At 63.8% G+C, this 12,904-nt stretch carries 10 protein-coding genes and 2 pseudogenes; 4 read left to right on the forward strand and 8 right to left on the reverse strand.

Annotation, left to right across the window (positions count from 1 at the left end; all coding sequences use genetic code 11):
• Positions 1-21: 21 nt before the first annotated feature.
• The 6 genes and pseudogenes from mmsB to ISG32_RS24515 form a co-directional block, all read right to left on the reverse strand.
• Positions 22-945, reverse strand: a pseudogene (gene mmsB, locus ISG32_RS24490) (3-hydroxyisobutyrate dehydrogenase); the annotation flags it as partial.
• Between the two features lie 31 nt (positions 946-976).
• Positions 977-1,396: a DUF488 domain-containing protein gene (locus tag ISG32_RS24495; protein ID WP_194773639.1), complete on the reverse strand. Its 420-nt coding sequence runs from the start codon at positions 1,394-1,396 to the stop codon at positions 977-979.
• A 31-nt stretch (positions 1,397-1,427) separates the two neighbouring features.
• On the reverse strand, positions 1,428-1,868 hold the full coding sequence (locus tag ISG32_RS24500) for a TfoX/Sxy family protein (protein ID WP_194773640.1): 441 nt from the start codon (positions 1,866-1,868) through the stop codon (positions 1,428-1,430).
• Positions 1,869-1,881: 13 nt separating this feature from the next.
• Positions 1,882-3,048 carry an acyl-CoA dehydrogenase family protein gene (locus ISG32_RS24505; RefSeq protein ID WP_194773641.1) on the reverse strand — a complete coding sequence of 389 codons (1,167 nt, stop codon included), beginning with the start codon at positions 3,046-3,048 and terminating at the stop codon, positions 1,882-1,884.
• Between the two features lie 35 nt (positions 3,049-3,083).
• Complete coding sequence (locus ISG32_RS24510) at positions 3,084-3,530, reverse strand: lysozyme inhibitor LprI family protein (RefSeq protein WP_194773642.1); 447 nt, start codon at positions 3,528-3,530, stop codon at positions 3,084-3,086.
• Between the two features lie 89 nt (positions 3,531-3,619).
• A complete protein-coding gene (locus ISG32_RS24515) occupies positions 3,620-5,143 on the reverse strand; it encodes a CoA-acylating methylmalonate-semialdehyde dehydrogenase (RefSeq protein ID WP_194773643.1) in 1,524 nt (507 codons plus the stop codon).
• A gap of 162 nt (positions 5,144-5,305) precedes the next feature.
• On the opposite strand from ISG32_RS24515, the gene ISG32_RS24520 reads away from it, so the two are divergent.
• The 3 genes from ISG32_RS24520 (at position 5,306) to mdtD (ending at position 9,458) form a co-directional block, all read left to right on the forward strand.
• Positions 5,306-6,217: a LysR family transcriptional regulator gene (locus ISG32_RS24520; RefSeq protein ID WP_194773644.1), complete on the forward strand. Its 912-nt coding sequence runs from the start codon at positions 5,306-5,308 to the stop codon at positions 6,215-6,217.
• A gap of 243 nt (positions 6,218-6,460) precedes the next feature.
• The gene (cycA, locus tag ISG32_RS24525) at positions 6,461-7,915 is read left to right on the forward strand and encodes a D-serine/D-alanine/glycine transporter (protein ID WP_194773645.1); all 1,455 of its coding nucleotides are present in this window, start codon (positions 6,461-6,463) and stop codon (positions 7,913-7,915) included.
• 109 nt (positions 7,916-8,024) lie between these two features.
• Positions 8,025-9,458: a multidrug transporter subunit MdtD gene (mdtD, locus tag ISG32_RS24530; protein ID WP_194773646.1), complete on the forward strand. Its 1,434-nt coding sequence runs from the start codon at positions 8,025-8,027 to the stop codon at positions 9,456-9,458.
• A gap of 54 nt (positions 9,459-9,512) precedes the next feature.
• Here mdtD and ISG32_RS24535 read toward each other — a convergent pair whose 3' ends face one another.
• Positions 9,513-11,366, reverse strand: coding sequence for an ABC transporter ATP-binding protein (locus tag ISG32_RS24535; protein ID WP_194773727.1), 1,854 nt, complete (start codon positions 11,364-11,366; stop codon positions 9,513-9,515).
• A 530-nt stretch (positions 11,367-11,896) separates the two neighbouring features.
• A complete protein-coding gene (locus ISG32_RS27860; RefSeq protein WP_323745995.1) occupies positions 11,897-12,211 on the reverse strand; it encodes a hypothetical protein in 315 nt (104 codons plus the stop codon).
• Between ISG32_RS27860 and ISG32_RS27865 the strand changes: the two are divergent.
• Positions 12,191-12,643 (forward strand): annotated as a pseudogene (locus tag ISG32_RS27865) (CHASE domain-containing protein); the annotation flags it as partial. The gene ISG32_RS27860 and the pseudogene ISG32_RS27865 sit on opposite strands and share 21 nt — an antisense overlap.
• Between the last annotated feature and the right edge of the window lie 261 nt (positions 12,644-12,904).

Here is a 12,904-nt window from a genome sequence, read left to right on the forward strand (position 1 = left end):
CCCTGACAGGGAAAAGGACGCTCAGGCCTTGTTGGCCTGCAGCATCTTGATGATGCTCGAGAAGTCCTCGCCGCCATGCCCTCCGATGCTGTGCGCGGCGTAGATCGCGCGGGCCATGCCGCCGAGCGGGGTGCTGGCCTTGACCGACATGGCGCATTCTTGCGCGAGGCCGAGGTCCTTGAGCATCAGGTCGGTGCCGAAGCCGCCGGTGTAGCCGCGTGTGGCGGCGGAGTTTTCCTGCACGCCGGGGCAGGGGTTGTAGACCTCGAGCGCCCAGTTGCCGCCCGAGCTGCGGCGCATGATCTCGGAGAGCACCTTGGGATCGAGTCCGTTGGCCACGCCCATGGCGATGGCTTCGCTGGTGCCGATCATCAGGATGCCGAGCAGCATGTTGTTGCAGATCTTGGCGGTCTGGCCCGCGCCCACGTCGCCCGCGTGGAAGATGTTCTTGCCCATCTTTTCGAGCAGCGGACGCGCGCGCTCGAGATTTGATTCGGAGCCGCCCACCATGAAGGTCAGCGTGCCCGCAATCGCGCCGCCCGTGCCACCCGAGACCGGGGCGTCGATGAAGGCGATGCCCGCAGCTTCGGCGGCCTTGGCGACCTTCTGGCTGGTGGCGCCCGCGATGGTGGACGAATCGATGATCAGCGCGCCCTTGGCGATGCTCGCGAGCAGGCCGGCCTTGCCATTGCCGCCAAGGAACAGGCCCTCGACATGCTGGCTCGCGGGCAGCATGCTCACGACGACTTCTGCGCCCTGAACGGCGTCTTCAGCGGACGTGGCGACCTGCGCGCCTTCGGCCTTGACGCGCTCGCAGGCGTCCTTGGAGAGGTCGAACGCCTTGACGCTGTGACCCGCTTTCTGCAGATTGATCGCCATGGGCGCGCCCATGTTGCCGAGGCCGATGAAAGCGATTTGCATGTGTGTTGTCTCCTGTGGGTGAAATGGGTGGTTTGAAAGTTTTTCGCGGCGTGGTCTATTCGGCGATCAGCGCACCGCGTTCCTTGAGCAGCGAACGCAGGATGCTGCGATGGCAGCGGCGTTCCTCGTCGCAGTAGCAGCCGATGGAAAACGCCGCCGTCTGCGAGAGCGCGGCCAGCAGATCGAGCGTGCGGCTGCTCGCCGCGTCGGCCAGTTGCTTGCGGAACTGCTTGTCGAACTGCGACCAGAGCTTGGTGGCCTCGGCTTCGTGGCCGTCGGCGAACAGCTTGATGGCCTCCTGCGCGAGCGTCATCAGATCGGGCTCGGGCGAGAGTTCGGGATACCAGACGTCGTAGTAGTTGCGGCTCGAGAACTCGGCCTTGGGCACGCCACGCGGCGGACGGCGCACGGTGCCGATGCGCAGGCCTTCATCCTTGATGCGGGCAGTGCCGAGTTGAACGATGCGTACTGACATGTGCGGATCCTTGCGTTGTGGGGCCGAAGAATTACAGATCGCTTTCGAAGATGCTGTGGCGTTTTTTCTTGGTGACAGCTTTGGCGGGCGCTTTCTTCGCGGCAGCCTTGGCGGATGTCTTGCGTCGCGCGGAGGCCTTGGCCTGAGGGTTGTAGGCCAGCGCGCCATCGATCCAGTCCTGCCATTGAGCCCTCGTGGCATAGGCCGAAGGCTCGACGCAGAAATAGCCCTGCATCTTTCCCTGTGCATCCAGCGTCCGCACACCCGGGCGCTCGGCGACGCGGTCGTGTTCGGACGGCGGCAGGCGCACCAGCAGCTCGTCGCCCTTGACGCCAAGGCACATCTTGTCGTTCACCATGAACACGTACCAGCCGAACATCGTGCGCTCATCGACATCCGCGCAATGTGACAGGGCATCGCGCACCGCGGCGATGAGCTGCAGGGTGTCGTCGGAGAGAGGGCGGGTGGCCATGTCAGTGCATGATTCAGCGAATCACATCCGGCGCATCGCCTTCGAGCATGCGCCGCCCAATGATCACCCGCATGATCTCATTGGTACCTTCCAGGATCTGGTGCACGCGCGAGTCGCGCATCAGGCGCTCGAGTGGGTATTCGCGGATGTAGCCATAGCCGCCGTGCAGTTGCAGCGCCTCGTTGCAGACCATGAAGCCCGCGTCGGTGGCGAAGCGCTTGGCCATGGCGCAGTAGGTGGAGGCGTCGCGCGCGCCCGCGTCGAGCTTGCTGGCGGCCAGGCGCACCATCTGGCGCGCGGCGACGAGTTCGGTAGCCATGTCGGCGAGCTTGAACTGCAGCGCCTGGAAGCTCGCGATGGGCTTGCCGAACTGCTTGCGCTCCTGCATGTAGCTTTGCGCCTGCTTGAGCGCGCCCTGTGCCGCGCCGACCGAGCAGGTGGCGATGTTGATCCGGCCGCCGTCGAGTCCCTTCATCGCGATCTTGAAGCCTTCGCCTTCGCGGCCCAGCAGGTTCTCGGCGGGAATGCGCACGTTGTCGAAGCTGATCACGCGCGTGGGCTGGCTGTTCCAGCCCATCTTTTCTTCCTTCTTGCCGTAGCTGATGCCTTGGGCATTGGCGGGTACGGCGAAGGCGCTGATGCCCGAGGCGCCCGATTGCGCGTCGCCCGTGCGCGCCATGAGCACCAGCACGTCGGTTGCGCCCGCGCCGCTGATGAAGGCCTTGCTGCCGTTGAGGATGTATTCATTGCCGACGAGTTCGGCACGCGTCTTGATGGAGGCAGCGTCGGAGCCCGCACCAGGTTCGGTCAGACAGTAGCTGGCGAGCTTTTGGCCGTTTGTGAGCTGCTCGCCCCATTCGGCGCGCACGGCATCGGTCGCCCAGGTGCCGAGCATCCAGGTCGCCATGTTGTGGATGGTGATGAAGGCGGCGGTCGACGGATCTACCGCTGCGAGCTCTTCGAAGACCAGCGTGGCGTCGAGCCGGGGCAGGGCAAGGCCGCCAGCGTTCTCCGGAGCGTAGAGACCGCAGAAGCCCAGCTCGCCCGCCTTGGCGATGGCTTCGCGCGGGAAGATGCCTTCGGCGTCCCATTGGGCGGCATGCGGAGCGAACTCGGCTTCGGCAAAGGCGCGGGCCGTGTCGGCAAAGGCGCGCTGGTCTTCGGTGAGTTCAAAATCCATGGCGATGTCTCCTCGGATGGTCCGTGTCGTGATTGTTATGGGGTCGTCGGCAGGCTGGCCTCAGGTGGCGGCGGGTTGCCTGTGTGCAGCCATTGCGAGAGCGCGGTGCGGCGTGAGCGCGTCACCTTGACCATGCACTCGTGGTAGAGCTGTATCCATTCGGGCTTGCCTTCCTTGCCGCGGTTGTGGCGGTTGCAGTAGTCGCGGCGCGAGCGCTGCCAGTTCTTCTGGTCCTGACGCAGCTGCGGGCGCTCGTGCGCCGACAGCGCGGTCATCACGTCGCCGTAGTAGATGTTCAGGGCCGAATCGGCCTCCTGGAACTTCTTGACGGCGCAGGCGTTGACTTCGGCGACCGTGCCGTCCGGTACGCATTCGGCACCGGCCTGGGCCAGCGCGCCGGTGGCCGCCAGGCCCAGAACGAAGGGCAGCGCAGCATGCGTCACATGCGCAACGAGAGAGGTGAGTTTCGATTTCGCAGACATGCGTCCGATTTCAACACGGCCAGCCACGTTTGCGCGAACAAAGCCCGTGCCCGTGAACGAATCACGATGCACAGGCTTTGCCATGCCGCTTACTTCAGGCTGATCGTGGTGTTCACGCCGTGGCTGGTGGTCGAGTCATCGAACCAGCGGGCGGTCACGGTCTTGGTCTGCGTGTAGAACATCACGACCTGCTTGCCGTAGGGGCCCAGATCGCCGAGCTTGGAAGCGCGGCTGCCGGTGAACGAGAACAGCGGGACCGGCACGGGGATTGGCACGTTGATGCCGATCTGGCCGATATCGATGTCTTCCTGGAACTTGCGGGCCGCTGCACCCGACTGGGTGAAGATCGCGGTGCCGTTGCCGTTCGGGTTGGCGTTGATGAACTCGATGGCCTCGTCGATGTCGGCCGCCTCGGCGATGCACAGCACGGGGCCGAAGATTTCCTGGTCATAGACCGACATGCCGGGCTTGACGCCGGAGAAGATCGTCGGGCCGACGAAGTTGCCCTTTTCGTAGCCTGGCACGTTCGGCTTGCGGCCGTCGAGCTCGAGCTTGGCGCCGTCAGCGATGCCGCGCTCGATCAGGCCTTCCACGCGGGAGAGCGCCGCGCAGGACACGACCGGGCCCACATCGGTGCCCTTTTCGGTGCCGCCGGAGACCTTGAGCGTCTTGGCCTTTTCGACCAGGTCGGGAATCCACTTCTGGGCCTCGCCCACCAGCACCACCACCGACAGGGCCATGCAGCGCTGACCTGCCGCGCCGAAGGCTGCACCGGCCAAGGCGTTCAGGGCCTGTTCCTTGTTGGTGTCGGGCATGACGATGGCGTGGTTCTTCGCGCCCATCATGCATTGCACGCGCTTGCCGTTGAGGCTGGCGCGGTTGTAGACGTGCGTGCCGACCTTGGTCGAGCCCACGAAGCTGATCGCCTTGATGTCGGCGTGGTCGCAGATGGCGTTCACGGCGTCTTCGCCGCCGTGGATCACGTTCAGCACGCCAGCGGGAATGCCGGCTTCCAGCGCCAGTTCGCACAGGCGCATGGTGACCATCGGGTCCTGCTCGGAGGGCTTCAGGACGAAGGTGTTGCCGGTGGCGATCGCCATCGGGAACATCCACAGCGGAATCATCGCGGGGAAGTTGAACGGCGTGATGCCGGCGCACACGCCCAGCGGCTGGTTGATGGTGTAGGTGTCGACGCCGTTGGCCACGTTGTTGGCCAGCTCGCCGAGCTGCAGCGTGCCGATGTTGGCCGCGTGCTCGACCACTTCGAGGCCACGGAACACGTCGCCTTCCGCGTCGGGCAGGGTCTTGCCTTGCTCGGCCGTCAGCAGGGCGGCCAGTTCGCCCATGTTTTCACGGATCAGTTGCTGCAGCTTGAGGAAGATGCGGGCGCGGGTGCCGATCGGAGTCTTCTTCCAGGTCTTGAACGCTTCCTTGGCGGAGGCGACGGCGGCGTTGATTTCCTCGGGTGTCGCGAACGGCACGCGGGCCAGCACTTCCTGGGTGGCGGGGTTCACCACGTCACGCCATTGCGTGGTCTTGGACTCGACGAACTTGCCGCCGATGAGCAGCTTGACGGAAGGGGCCAGCACGGCGGAATGGGCGGGTGCGTTCATTGATGTCTCCTTGAAATCCAGTGGTCCGGTGGTCCGGTTGTGGTTGATTGGCGAATGTGCGGATGTTAGTTGTGCAAATATGTCTTATCAATAGACAATCCTGCAGTCTGGTTTTGCAAATTTGCACAATGACGGCTGGACTACTGCTTCGGATGGATCAATATGGACTGGGACAATCTGCGCTACTTCCTCGAACTCGCCCGCGCGGGCACCCTGATCGGCGCGGCGCGGCGCACGGGGGTGGAGCACACGACGGTCGCGCGGCGCATCCAGACGCTGGAAAAGCAGATGGGCATTCCGCTCTTCGTTCGGGAGGCATCGGGTCACCGGCTGACGGAAGCGGGGCGGCAATTGCTGCCGTCGGTGGAGGCGATGGAGACCGCCGTGCTGGGCGTGGAGAGCTCGGCCGAGGCGCACAGCGGCGCGAGCGGGCTCACCGGCCTGGTGCGCGTGGGCGTGACCGAGGGGTTCGGCACCTCGATCCTCGCGGCGCATCTGGCGCGCTTCACGCTCGACCATCCCGGCCTGTCCATCGACCTGCTGGCGCTGCCGCGGCTGCTGCATCTGTCGCGGCGCGAGGCGGACATCGTCATCTCGCTCGAGCGACCGACGCGCGGCTCGGTCATCGTCACCCGGCTGGCCGACTACACGCTGTGCCTTTACGGTCAGCGTGAGTATCTGGCGCGCCGCCCGCTGGTCACCCGGCGCGAGGACCTGCGACACCACGCCTTTGTGAACTACGTGGACGACCTGCTCTTCACCAAGGAACTGCAGTTCATCGACCAGCTCCACGCGCCTGAGCGCTTTGCGTTCCGCAGCACCAGCATCACCGCGCAGTACGAGGCCGTGCGGATCGGCGCGGGGCTGGGGGTGCTGCCGGCGTTTCTGGCGGACCGCGACCCGGTCCTGAGCCGCGTGCTGCCGCAGGAGGCACAGTTCACCCGCACTTTCTGGATGAGCATGCCGCAGGAGGCCAAGCAGCTCGCGCGCATCCAGGCGGTGTGGAATCTGCTCAAGGAGGTGGCGGGCAAGGAGAAGGCTCTGCTGCAGCCGGACTCACAGATCCGGCGATGAAGCCAGCCATGCCGCAAGCATCTTGCAAGCTTGAGGAATAAAATAACGGAAGTTTTTGATTTTTCTCTTTTCAGAGCAAGGTATTCAAGAAACTCCACGGATTCGGGCTGCATCATTGGCGGCTGATTCCTGCGTTCTCACATCCTTCCCGTGATTCATGTCCGAGCCGGTTTGTGATTCGGACAGGGCCTGCCTTCGCCGGTCGGCCTTGCATTGTTTCTTCCATTTCACGGAGTTCCGCCCATGACAAAGCCGGCCCAGCCAGCCCGTCAGCAAGCGCCGGAGGGTCATGACGACCTGCAGCGCAACCTCACCAACCGCCACATCCAGCTGATCGCCATCGGCGGTGCCATCGGCACGGGGCTGTTTATGGGTTCGGGCAAGACGATCAGTCTGGCCGGGCCGTCGATCGTCTTTGTCTACGCCATCATCGGCATCATGCTGTTTTTCGTGATGCGCGCGATGGGCGAGTTGCTGCTGTCCAATCTGAAATACCGGTCGTTCATCGATTTCTCGGCAGATCTGCTCGGGCCGTGGGCGGGTTTCTTCACCGGCTGGACCTACTGGTTCTGCTGGATCATCACCGGCATCGCCGACGTGATCGCGATTTCGGCCTATGCGCAGTTCTGGTTTCCCGACATTCCGCAATGGGCGCCCGCGATTCTCTGCGTGGGCCTGCTGCTGTCGCTGAACCTGCTCACCGTGAAGCTGTTTGGCGAGATCGAGTTCTGGTTCGCGATGATCAAGATCGTCGCCATCGTGACGCTGGTCGGCACCGGCATCTACATGGTCGCCACTGGCTTCGCGTCGCCTGCGGGTCGCGTCGCGAGCCTCTCCAACCTCTGGAATGACGGGGGCATGTTCCCGCATGGCGCGATGGGCTTTTTCGCGGGTTTCCAGATCGCCGTGTTCGCGTTCGTGGGCATCGAGCTCGTCGGCACCACGGCGGCCGAGGCCAAGGACCCCGAGAAGACGCTGCCCCGCGCCATCAACTCCATCCCGATCCGCATCATCATCTTCTACGTCTGCGCGCTGATTGCGATCATGGCCGTGACGCCCTGGCGCGACGTGGTGCCGAGCAAGAGCCCGTTCGTCGAGCTGTTCGTACTCGCCGGGCTGCCCGCTGCCGCCGGCATCATCAATTTCGTCGTGTTGACCTCGGCGGCCTCGTCGGCCAACAGTGGCGTGTTCTCGACCAGCCGCATGCTGTTCGGCCTCGCGCTCAAGGGTGATGCGCCGCGCTCTTTCGGCGTGCTCTCCAAGGCCAGCGTGCCCTCGCGCGGCCTGCTGTTCTCCTGCATCTGCCTGCTTGGCGGGGCGTTTCTGATGTGGGTGATTCCCGATCTGGTCGAGGCATTCACGCTGGTGACCACGATCTCGGCGATCCTGTTCATGTTCGTCTGGTCGCTGATCCTGCTGTCCTACATCCAATACCGCCGCACCCGTGCGCATCTGCATGCGGCATCCAGGTACCGCATGCCCGGCGGCGTGGCGATGTGCGTGCTGTGCCTCGCGTTCTTCGCGGGCATTCTGGTGCTGCTGACGTTCGAGGCCGACACCCGTTCGGCCCTGATCGCCACGCCGATCTGGTTCGCGATTCTGGGCGCGGCCTATGCCTGGCTGCGCGGCAAGCGCGCGTCGCAGGCGCTGATGACACCGGTCGAAATCGAGCACGCGGAACAGGCCAATCAAGCCTGATGCGCCTATCTCCCAAGCCCGCTGATGGGCTTGCGGGCGGCGACAAGCGGCGGTGCAGGGGCGGTGGCAAACTTGTGGCCCGCCCGCTGCCGATTGACCGTCGCTGCCCATGACTTCCACGCCCGCCGCCGAACTCTCTCCCGTCAAGAACAAGCTCCTGTGGCTGGTGTCCCTCGGGTTCTTCATGCAGACGCTCGACGGCACCATCGTCAATACGGCGCTGCCGGCCATGGCCGAGGAACTGGGCGAGAGTCCGCTGCAGATGCATTCGGTCATCGTCGCGTATTCGCTCGCGATGGCGGTGCTGATTCCGGCCTCGGGCTGGCTCGCGGACAAGTTCGGCACGCGGCGCGTGTTCATGTCGGCGATTGCGCTGTTCGTGCTCGGCTCGGTGCTCTGCGCGCTGTCTCCCAATCTTCAGTTGCTGGTGGCCTCGCGCGTGGTGCAGGGCCTTGGCGGCGCCTTGCTGTTGCCGGTCGGGCGGCTTGCGGTGCTGCGGGCCTTTCCGCGCGAGCAATTCATCCGGGCGATCAGCTTTGTGGCGATTCCGGGGCTTGTCGGGCCGCTGATCGGGCCGACGCTGGGCGGCTGGATGGTCGAGTTCGCCTCTTGGCACTGGATCTTCTGGGTGAATGTGCCGGTGGGGCTGATCGGCCTTGTCGCCGCGAGCAAGTACATGCCGGTCGGCGAGAAGATGCCACCGCGCGGCTTTGACCTGCTCGGCTATCTGATGCTGGCGGCCGGCATGGCGCTGGTCTCTCTGGCGGTGGAAGGCATGGCGAGCGGCGGGGGCGTGCGCGGCGCTTCGGCGCTGATCATGCTGGTGTTCGGCCTTGCGTGCCTCTGCGGCTACTGGCTGCATGCGCTGCGCAAGCCCGAGCCGCTGTTCGCGCCCGAGCTGTTCACCGTGCGCACGTTGCGCGTGGGACTCCTTGGCAATCTGTTTTCGCGTCTCGGCAGCTCGGCGATGCCGTTCATGATGCCGCTGGTGCTGCAGGTGAGCCTGGGCTACTCTCCCATGCACGCCGGCATGATGATGTTGCCCACGGTGATCGGCAGCATGGCGATGAAGCGCTTCGTCACCCGGGTGATTTTCCACTTCGGCTACCGCGAGGTGCTGGTCACCAACACCTGGCTGCTGGCGCTCCTGATCGCGAGCTTCGCGTTCATTTCACCGGACGTTCCGACGCCGGTGCTGATCGCGCAGCTTCTTGTCTTCGGCGCAATCAACTCGCTTCAGTTCTCGGCCATGAACACCGTCACCCTCAAGGATCTGCTGCCGCATTTCGCGAGCAGCGGCAACAGCCTGCTGTCGATGGTGCAGATGCTCTCGATGGGCATGGGCGTGGCCATCGCGGGAGCGGTGCTTGCGGGCTTCCAGGCCCATCTGGGCAGCGCCGCGGCGGGTGACACCCTGTGGGCGTTCCGGGGCACGTTCATCGTGATGGGGCTGCTCACGCTGGCGGCCACGGTGCTGTTCATGCAGTTGCCCGACAAGGAGCAGCCGAACTCGCAACCGTCCGGCCCAGAGTCTCACAACTGAAAGAGCAAAAAGCAAAAAGCCCTGAAACGTGACACGGTTCAGGGCTTTTTGTCGTCAGCTTGCGATGAGGTGATCGCTGGAGTTCTCTCCGAGGAAGCCGCCGCTCTGGTGCGCCCAGAGCTTGGCGTAGATGCCCGCTTTCTCCAGCAGTTCCTGGTGCGAACCCTGTTCGACGATCTGGCCCTTGTCCATGACCACGAGTCGGTCCATCGCGGCGATGGTGGACAGGCGGTGCGCGATCGCGATCACCGTCTTGCCGTGCATGAGACCGTCGAGGCTCTGCTGGATGGCGGCCTCGACCTCGCTGTCGAGCGCGCTGGTGGCCTCGTCGAGCAGCAGGATGGGCGCGTCCTTGAGCATCACGCGTGCAATCGCCACGCGCTGGCGCTGGCCGCCCGAGAGCTTGACGCCACGCTCGCCGACCTGCGCGTCGTAGCCGCTGCGGCCCTTGAGGTCGGTGAGGTTGTCGATGAATTCGGCCGCCTCGGCCTTGAGAGCGGCGGCGCGCATGGCCTCTTCGCTGGCGTCGGGGCGACCATAGAGGATGTTGTCGCGCATCGAGCGGTGCAGCAGCGAGGTGTCCTGCGTGACCATGCCGATGGCGCCGCGCAGGCTGTCCTGCGTGACCTCGCGGATGTCCTGACCATCGATGGTGATCCGGCCGCCTTGCACGTCGTGAAAGCGAAGGAGCAGGTTGACCAGCGTGGACTTGCCCGCGCCCGAGCGACCGATGAGGCCGATGCGCTCGCCGGGACGGATGTTCAGGTCGAGATGGTCGATGACGCGCTTGCCGCCATCCTTGTAGCCGAAGCTCACGTTCTCGAAATGGATGCGGCCCTGGTCGACCACGAGCGGCTGGGCTTTCGCCGAGTCCACGATGGTGCGCGGCTTGGTCAGCGTGACGATGCCGTCCTGAATCGTGCCGATGTTCTCGAACAGGCCGGTCATCTGCCACATCACCCAGTGCGAGTAGCCCGCAATGCGCAGCGCCATGGCGATCACCGCAGCCACCACGCCCGTGCTGACTTCGCCTTTCGTCCACAGCGACAGCGCGAATCCGGTGCTGCAAAGAATCAGCAGGGTGATCATCGCGTGGTTGGCCAGTTCGAACTGACTCACGAGACGCATCTGCGCGTAGCCGGTCTTCTTGAACGCATCCATCGCGTTGCGCGCGTATTCGGCTTCGCGGCGCGTGTGGGCGAACAGCTTGACCGTGGCGATGTTGGTGTAGGCGTCCGTCACGCGGCCCGTCATCAGCGAGCGCGCGTCGGCCTGCTCCTTGCCAATCTTGCCAAGGCGCGGCACGAAATAGAAACACGCTCCCACATAGCAGGCCAGCCAGATGCCGAACGGCACCATCATGCGCCAGTCGAAGCTTGCGGCCAGCAGCAGGATGCTGACGAAATACACGACCACGCCGATCAGCACGTCCACGACGATGAACACGACTTCGCGCACGGACAGCGCGGTCTGCATGATCTTGGTGGTGATGCGACCCGCGAACTCGTCCGCGTAGAACGACATGCTCTGGCCCAGCATCAGCCGGTGGAAGATCCAGCGCATGCGCATGGGGAAGTTGATAGCCAAAACCTGATGCATCACCATGGTGTGCAGACCAAGCAGGGCGATGCTCGACAGCAGGATCACCACGATGCCGGTGAGCTTGCCCTGATGCACCTCCCACAGCTGCACGGCGGGCGTGGTGGCGAGCCAGTCGACCACGCGGCTCATGACGGCGAACAAAAACGCTTCGTAGATCGACAGCAGCGCCGAAGTCAGCGTCAGCAACCCGATCCAGCCACGCATGCCGCGCGTGCAGGCCCATAAAAAGGCGAAGAAGCCATGGGGCGGCAACTGGGGATCGTTGGGCGGGTAGGGCGGAAGACGCCTCTCAAAGAAATCGAACAGCACTCGTATGTAACTCCTGCTGCGATGGTACGGGCAGGGGGCGCCATTGTCCCCGGCTCCCCGAGAGACCGTAATTTTTCAGGGGCCTGCCAGATGCAATCGACGATCTGGATTGCCCCAAACCTCGCAAGCCGACCCTCTGTCTTCCAAGGCACGTCGGCTTTGTTGCATTTGCGCCAAAGGCGTTTGACTGGCGTAGAGGTGGTCTGAAGGCGTTATTTTGAACAAAGGTCAAAGCGTCCGATATTTGCGGACCTTGACAGACACCAGCAAGTTTCAAAGGCAACGATGCGAAATACTGCTGATCGCTTTTCTTGAACTCTGCTCTTTACGGGCCGACAAAGTTCGGTCAATCAGCCAGATGTTTGTAACGTGCATGTGTAAGAAAATGCGTAATTGCATAACTATTAGTTGCCATCTCAACATAGCTGGAAACATAATCGCCGGATAGTGCCTCGGCATGCGTCGATCCGATTCGTGCCGGGGGTCCCAAGGCCACGATTTCATGTTCATTCGTCCACTCCGCAGGTTCACCTGATTCCTTGATGTCCGAGTCTCCCTCTTTGCGCTTCCCGCTTCGGTTCTGGGTGCCGGGCCTGGTCGTTGCCATTCTGGGATTGCTGGGCAGCTTCGCGTTGTGGCGCCATCAGGAGAATTCGGCGGCTGCGGTGGCGCACATGCGTTTCGAGCAGGAGGCGAGCTCCTTCACCCAGGCAGTCCAGCGCCGCTTTCAGTCCTATATGGACATCTTGAGCGGCCTGCAGGGCGTGATGAAGCTCAATCCGCATTTGCAGCGTCGCGATTTTGAAAAGCTCGCGGACAACATGGAACTGGGGCGGCGCCATCCTGGCGCGCTGGGAGTCTCGTTCACGCGGGTCGTGCCCGGAGCCGAACGGCAGGATTTTCTGGCCCGCACGCGCGCCGAGCCGTCAGCCACAGGGCAGTCGCACAGGAGTTTCGATTTTCAGCCGGCGGATTACTGGCCTGAATATTACGTGGTCGAGTATCTGTGGCCGCTGCGAGGCAACGAAAAGATCGAAGGCCTTGAAATGCACTCGCAGCCACTGAACCTGCAAGCGGTCGTCCGGGCGCGCGATACCCGCAACATGGCGATCTCCGCGCCGTTCCCGCTGATCCAGAAGTCCCTCGCGTCCAATGGCGTGGTGATGCGCATGCCGATCTTCACGGCAAAGGGTCCTTTGGGCAGGGACAGCGACTTCTTCGGCACGGTGGATGTCGCCGTCAGCATGAGCGAGCTCATCGACAACGTGCGCGGTGAAGGCCCGTGGGCGCATCTGGTTCTCAATATGTCCGACATGGGCGAGCTTGATGCCGATGGCCTGCTCGTGCCGCAAAAGTCGCCCGCAACGCTCTACGAGTCCAAATCCATGGACGGCGTGGACAGCGCGCGCCTGCAGAAGGATGTGCATTTCGGCGGTCGCCTGTGGCGCCTGAGCTTCGAGCACGATACGCCGCTGCTCTCGCCGCTGGAGCGCAGTCTGCCCGCGCTGATGGCGGGCGCGGGCGTGCTTCTCACG

This window comes from Diaphorobacter caeni, assembly GCF_015354245.1.
Taxonomy (GTDB): domain Bacteria; phylum Pseudomonadota; class Gammaproteobacteria; order Burkholderiales; family Burkholderiaceae_C; genus Diaphorobacter_A; species Diaphorobacter_A caeni.

Bases quoted from the DNA above. Each gene is read 5' to 3' on its own strand.
- ISG32_RS24495 (WP_194773639.1), bottom strand. From the start codon at position 1,396: ATGTCAGTACGCATCGTTCAACTCGGCACTGCCCGCATCAAGGATGAA.
- ISG32_RS24500 (WP_194773640.1), bottom strand. From the start codon at position 1,868: ATGGCCACCCGCCCTCTCTCCGACGACACCCTGCAGCTCATCGCCGCG.
- ISG32_RS24505 (WP_194773641.1), bottom strand. From the start codon at position 3,048: ATGGATTTTGAACTCACCGAAGACCAGCGCGCCTTTGCCGACACGGCC.
- ISG32_RS24510 (WP_194773642.1), bottom strand. From the start codon at position 3,530: ATGTCTGCGAAATCGAAACTCACCTCTCTCGTTGCGCATGTGACGCAT.
- ISG32_RS24515 (WP_194773643.1), bottom strand. From the start codon at position 5,143: ATGAACGCACCCGCCCATTCCGCCGTGCTGGCCCCTTCCGTCAAGCTG.
- ISG32_RS24520 (WP_194773644.1), top strand. From the start codon at position 5,306: ATGGACTGGGACAATCTGCGCTACTTCCTCGAACTCGCCCGCGCGGGC.
- cycA (WP_194773645.1), top strand. From the start codon at position 6,461: ATGACAAAGCCGGCCCAGCCAGCCCGTCAGCAAGCGCCGGAGGGTCAT.
- mdtD (WP_194773646.1), top strand. From the start codon at position 8,025: ATGACTTCCACGCCCGCCGCCGAACTCTCTCCCGTCAAGAACAAGCTC.
- ISG32_RS27860 (WP_323745995.1), bottom strand. From the start codon at position 12,211: ATGGCGCCGCCCCAGTTCCATGTTGTCCGCGAGCTTTTCAAAATCGCG.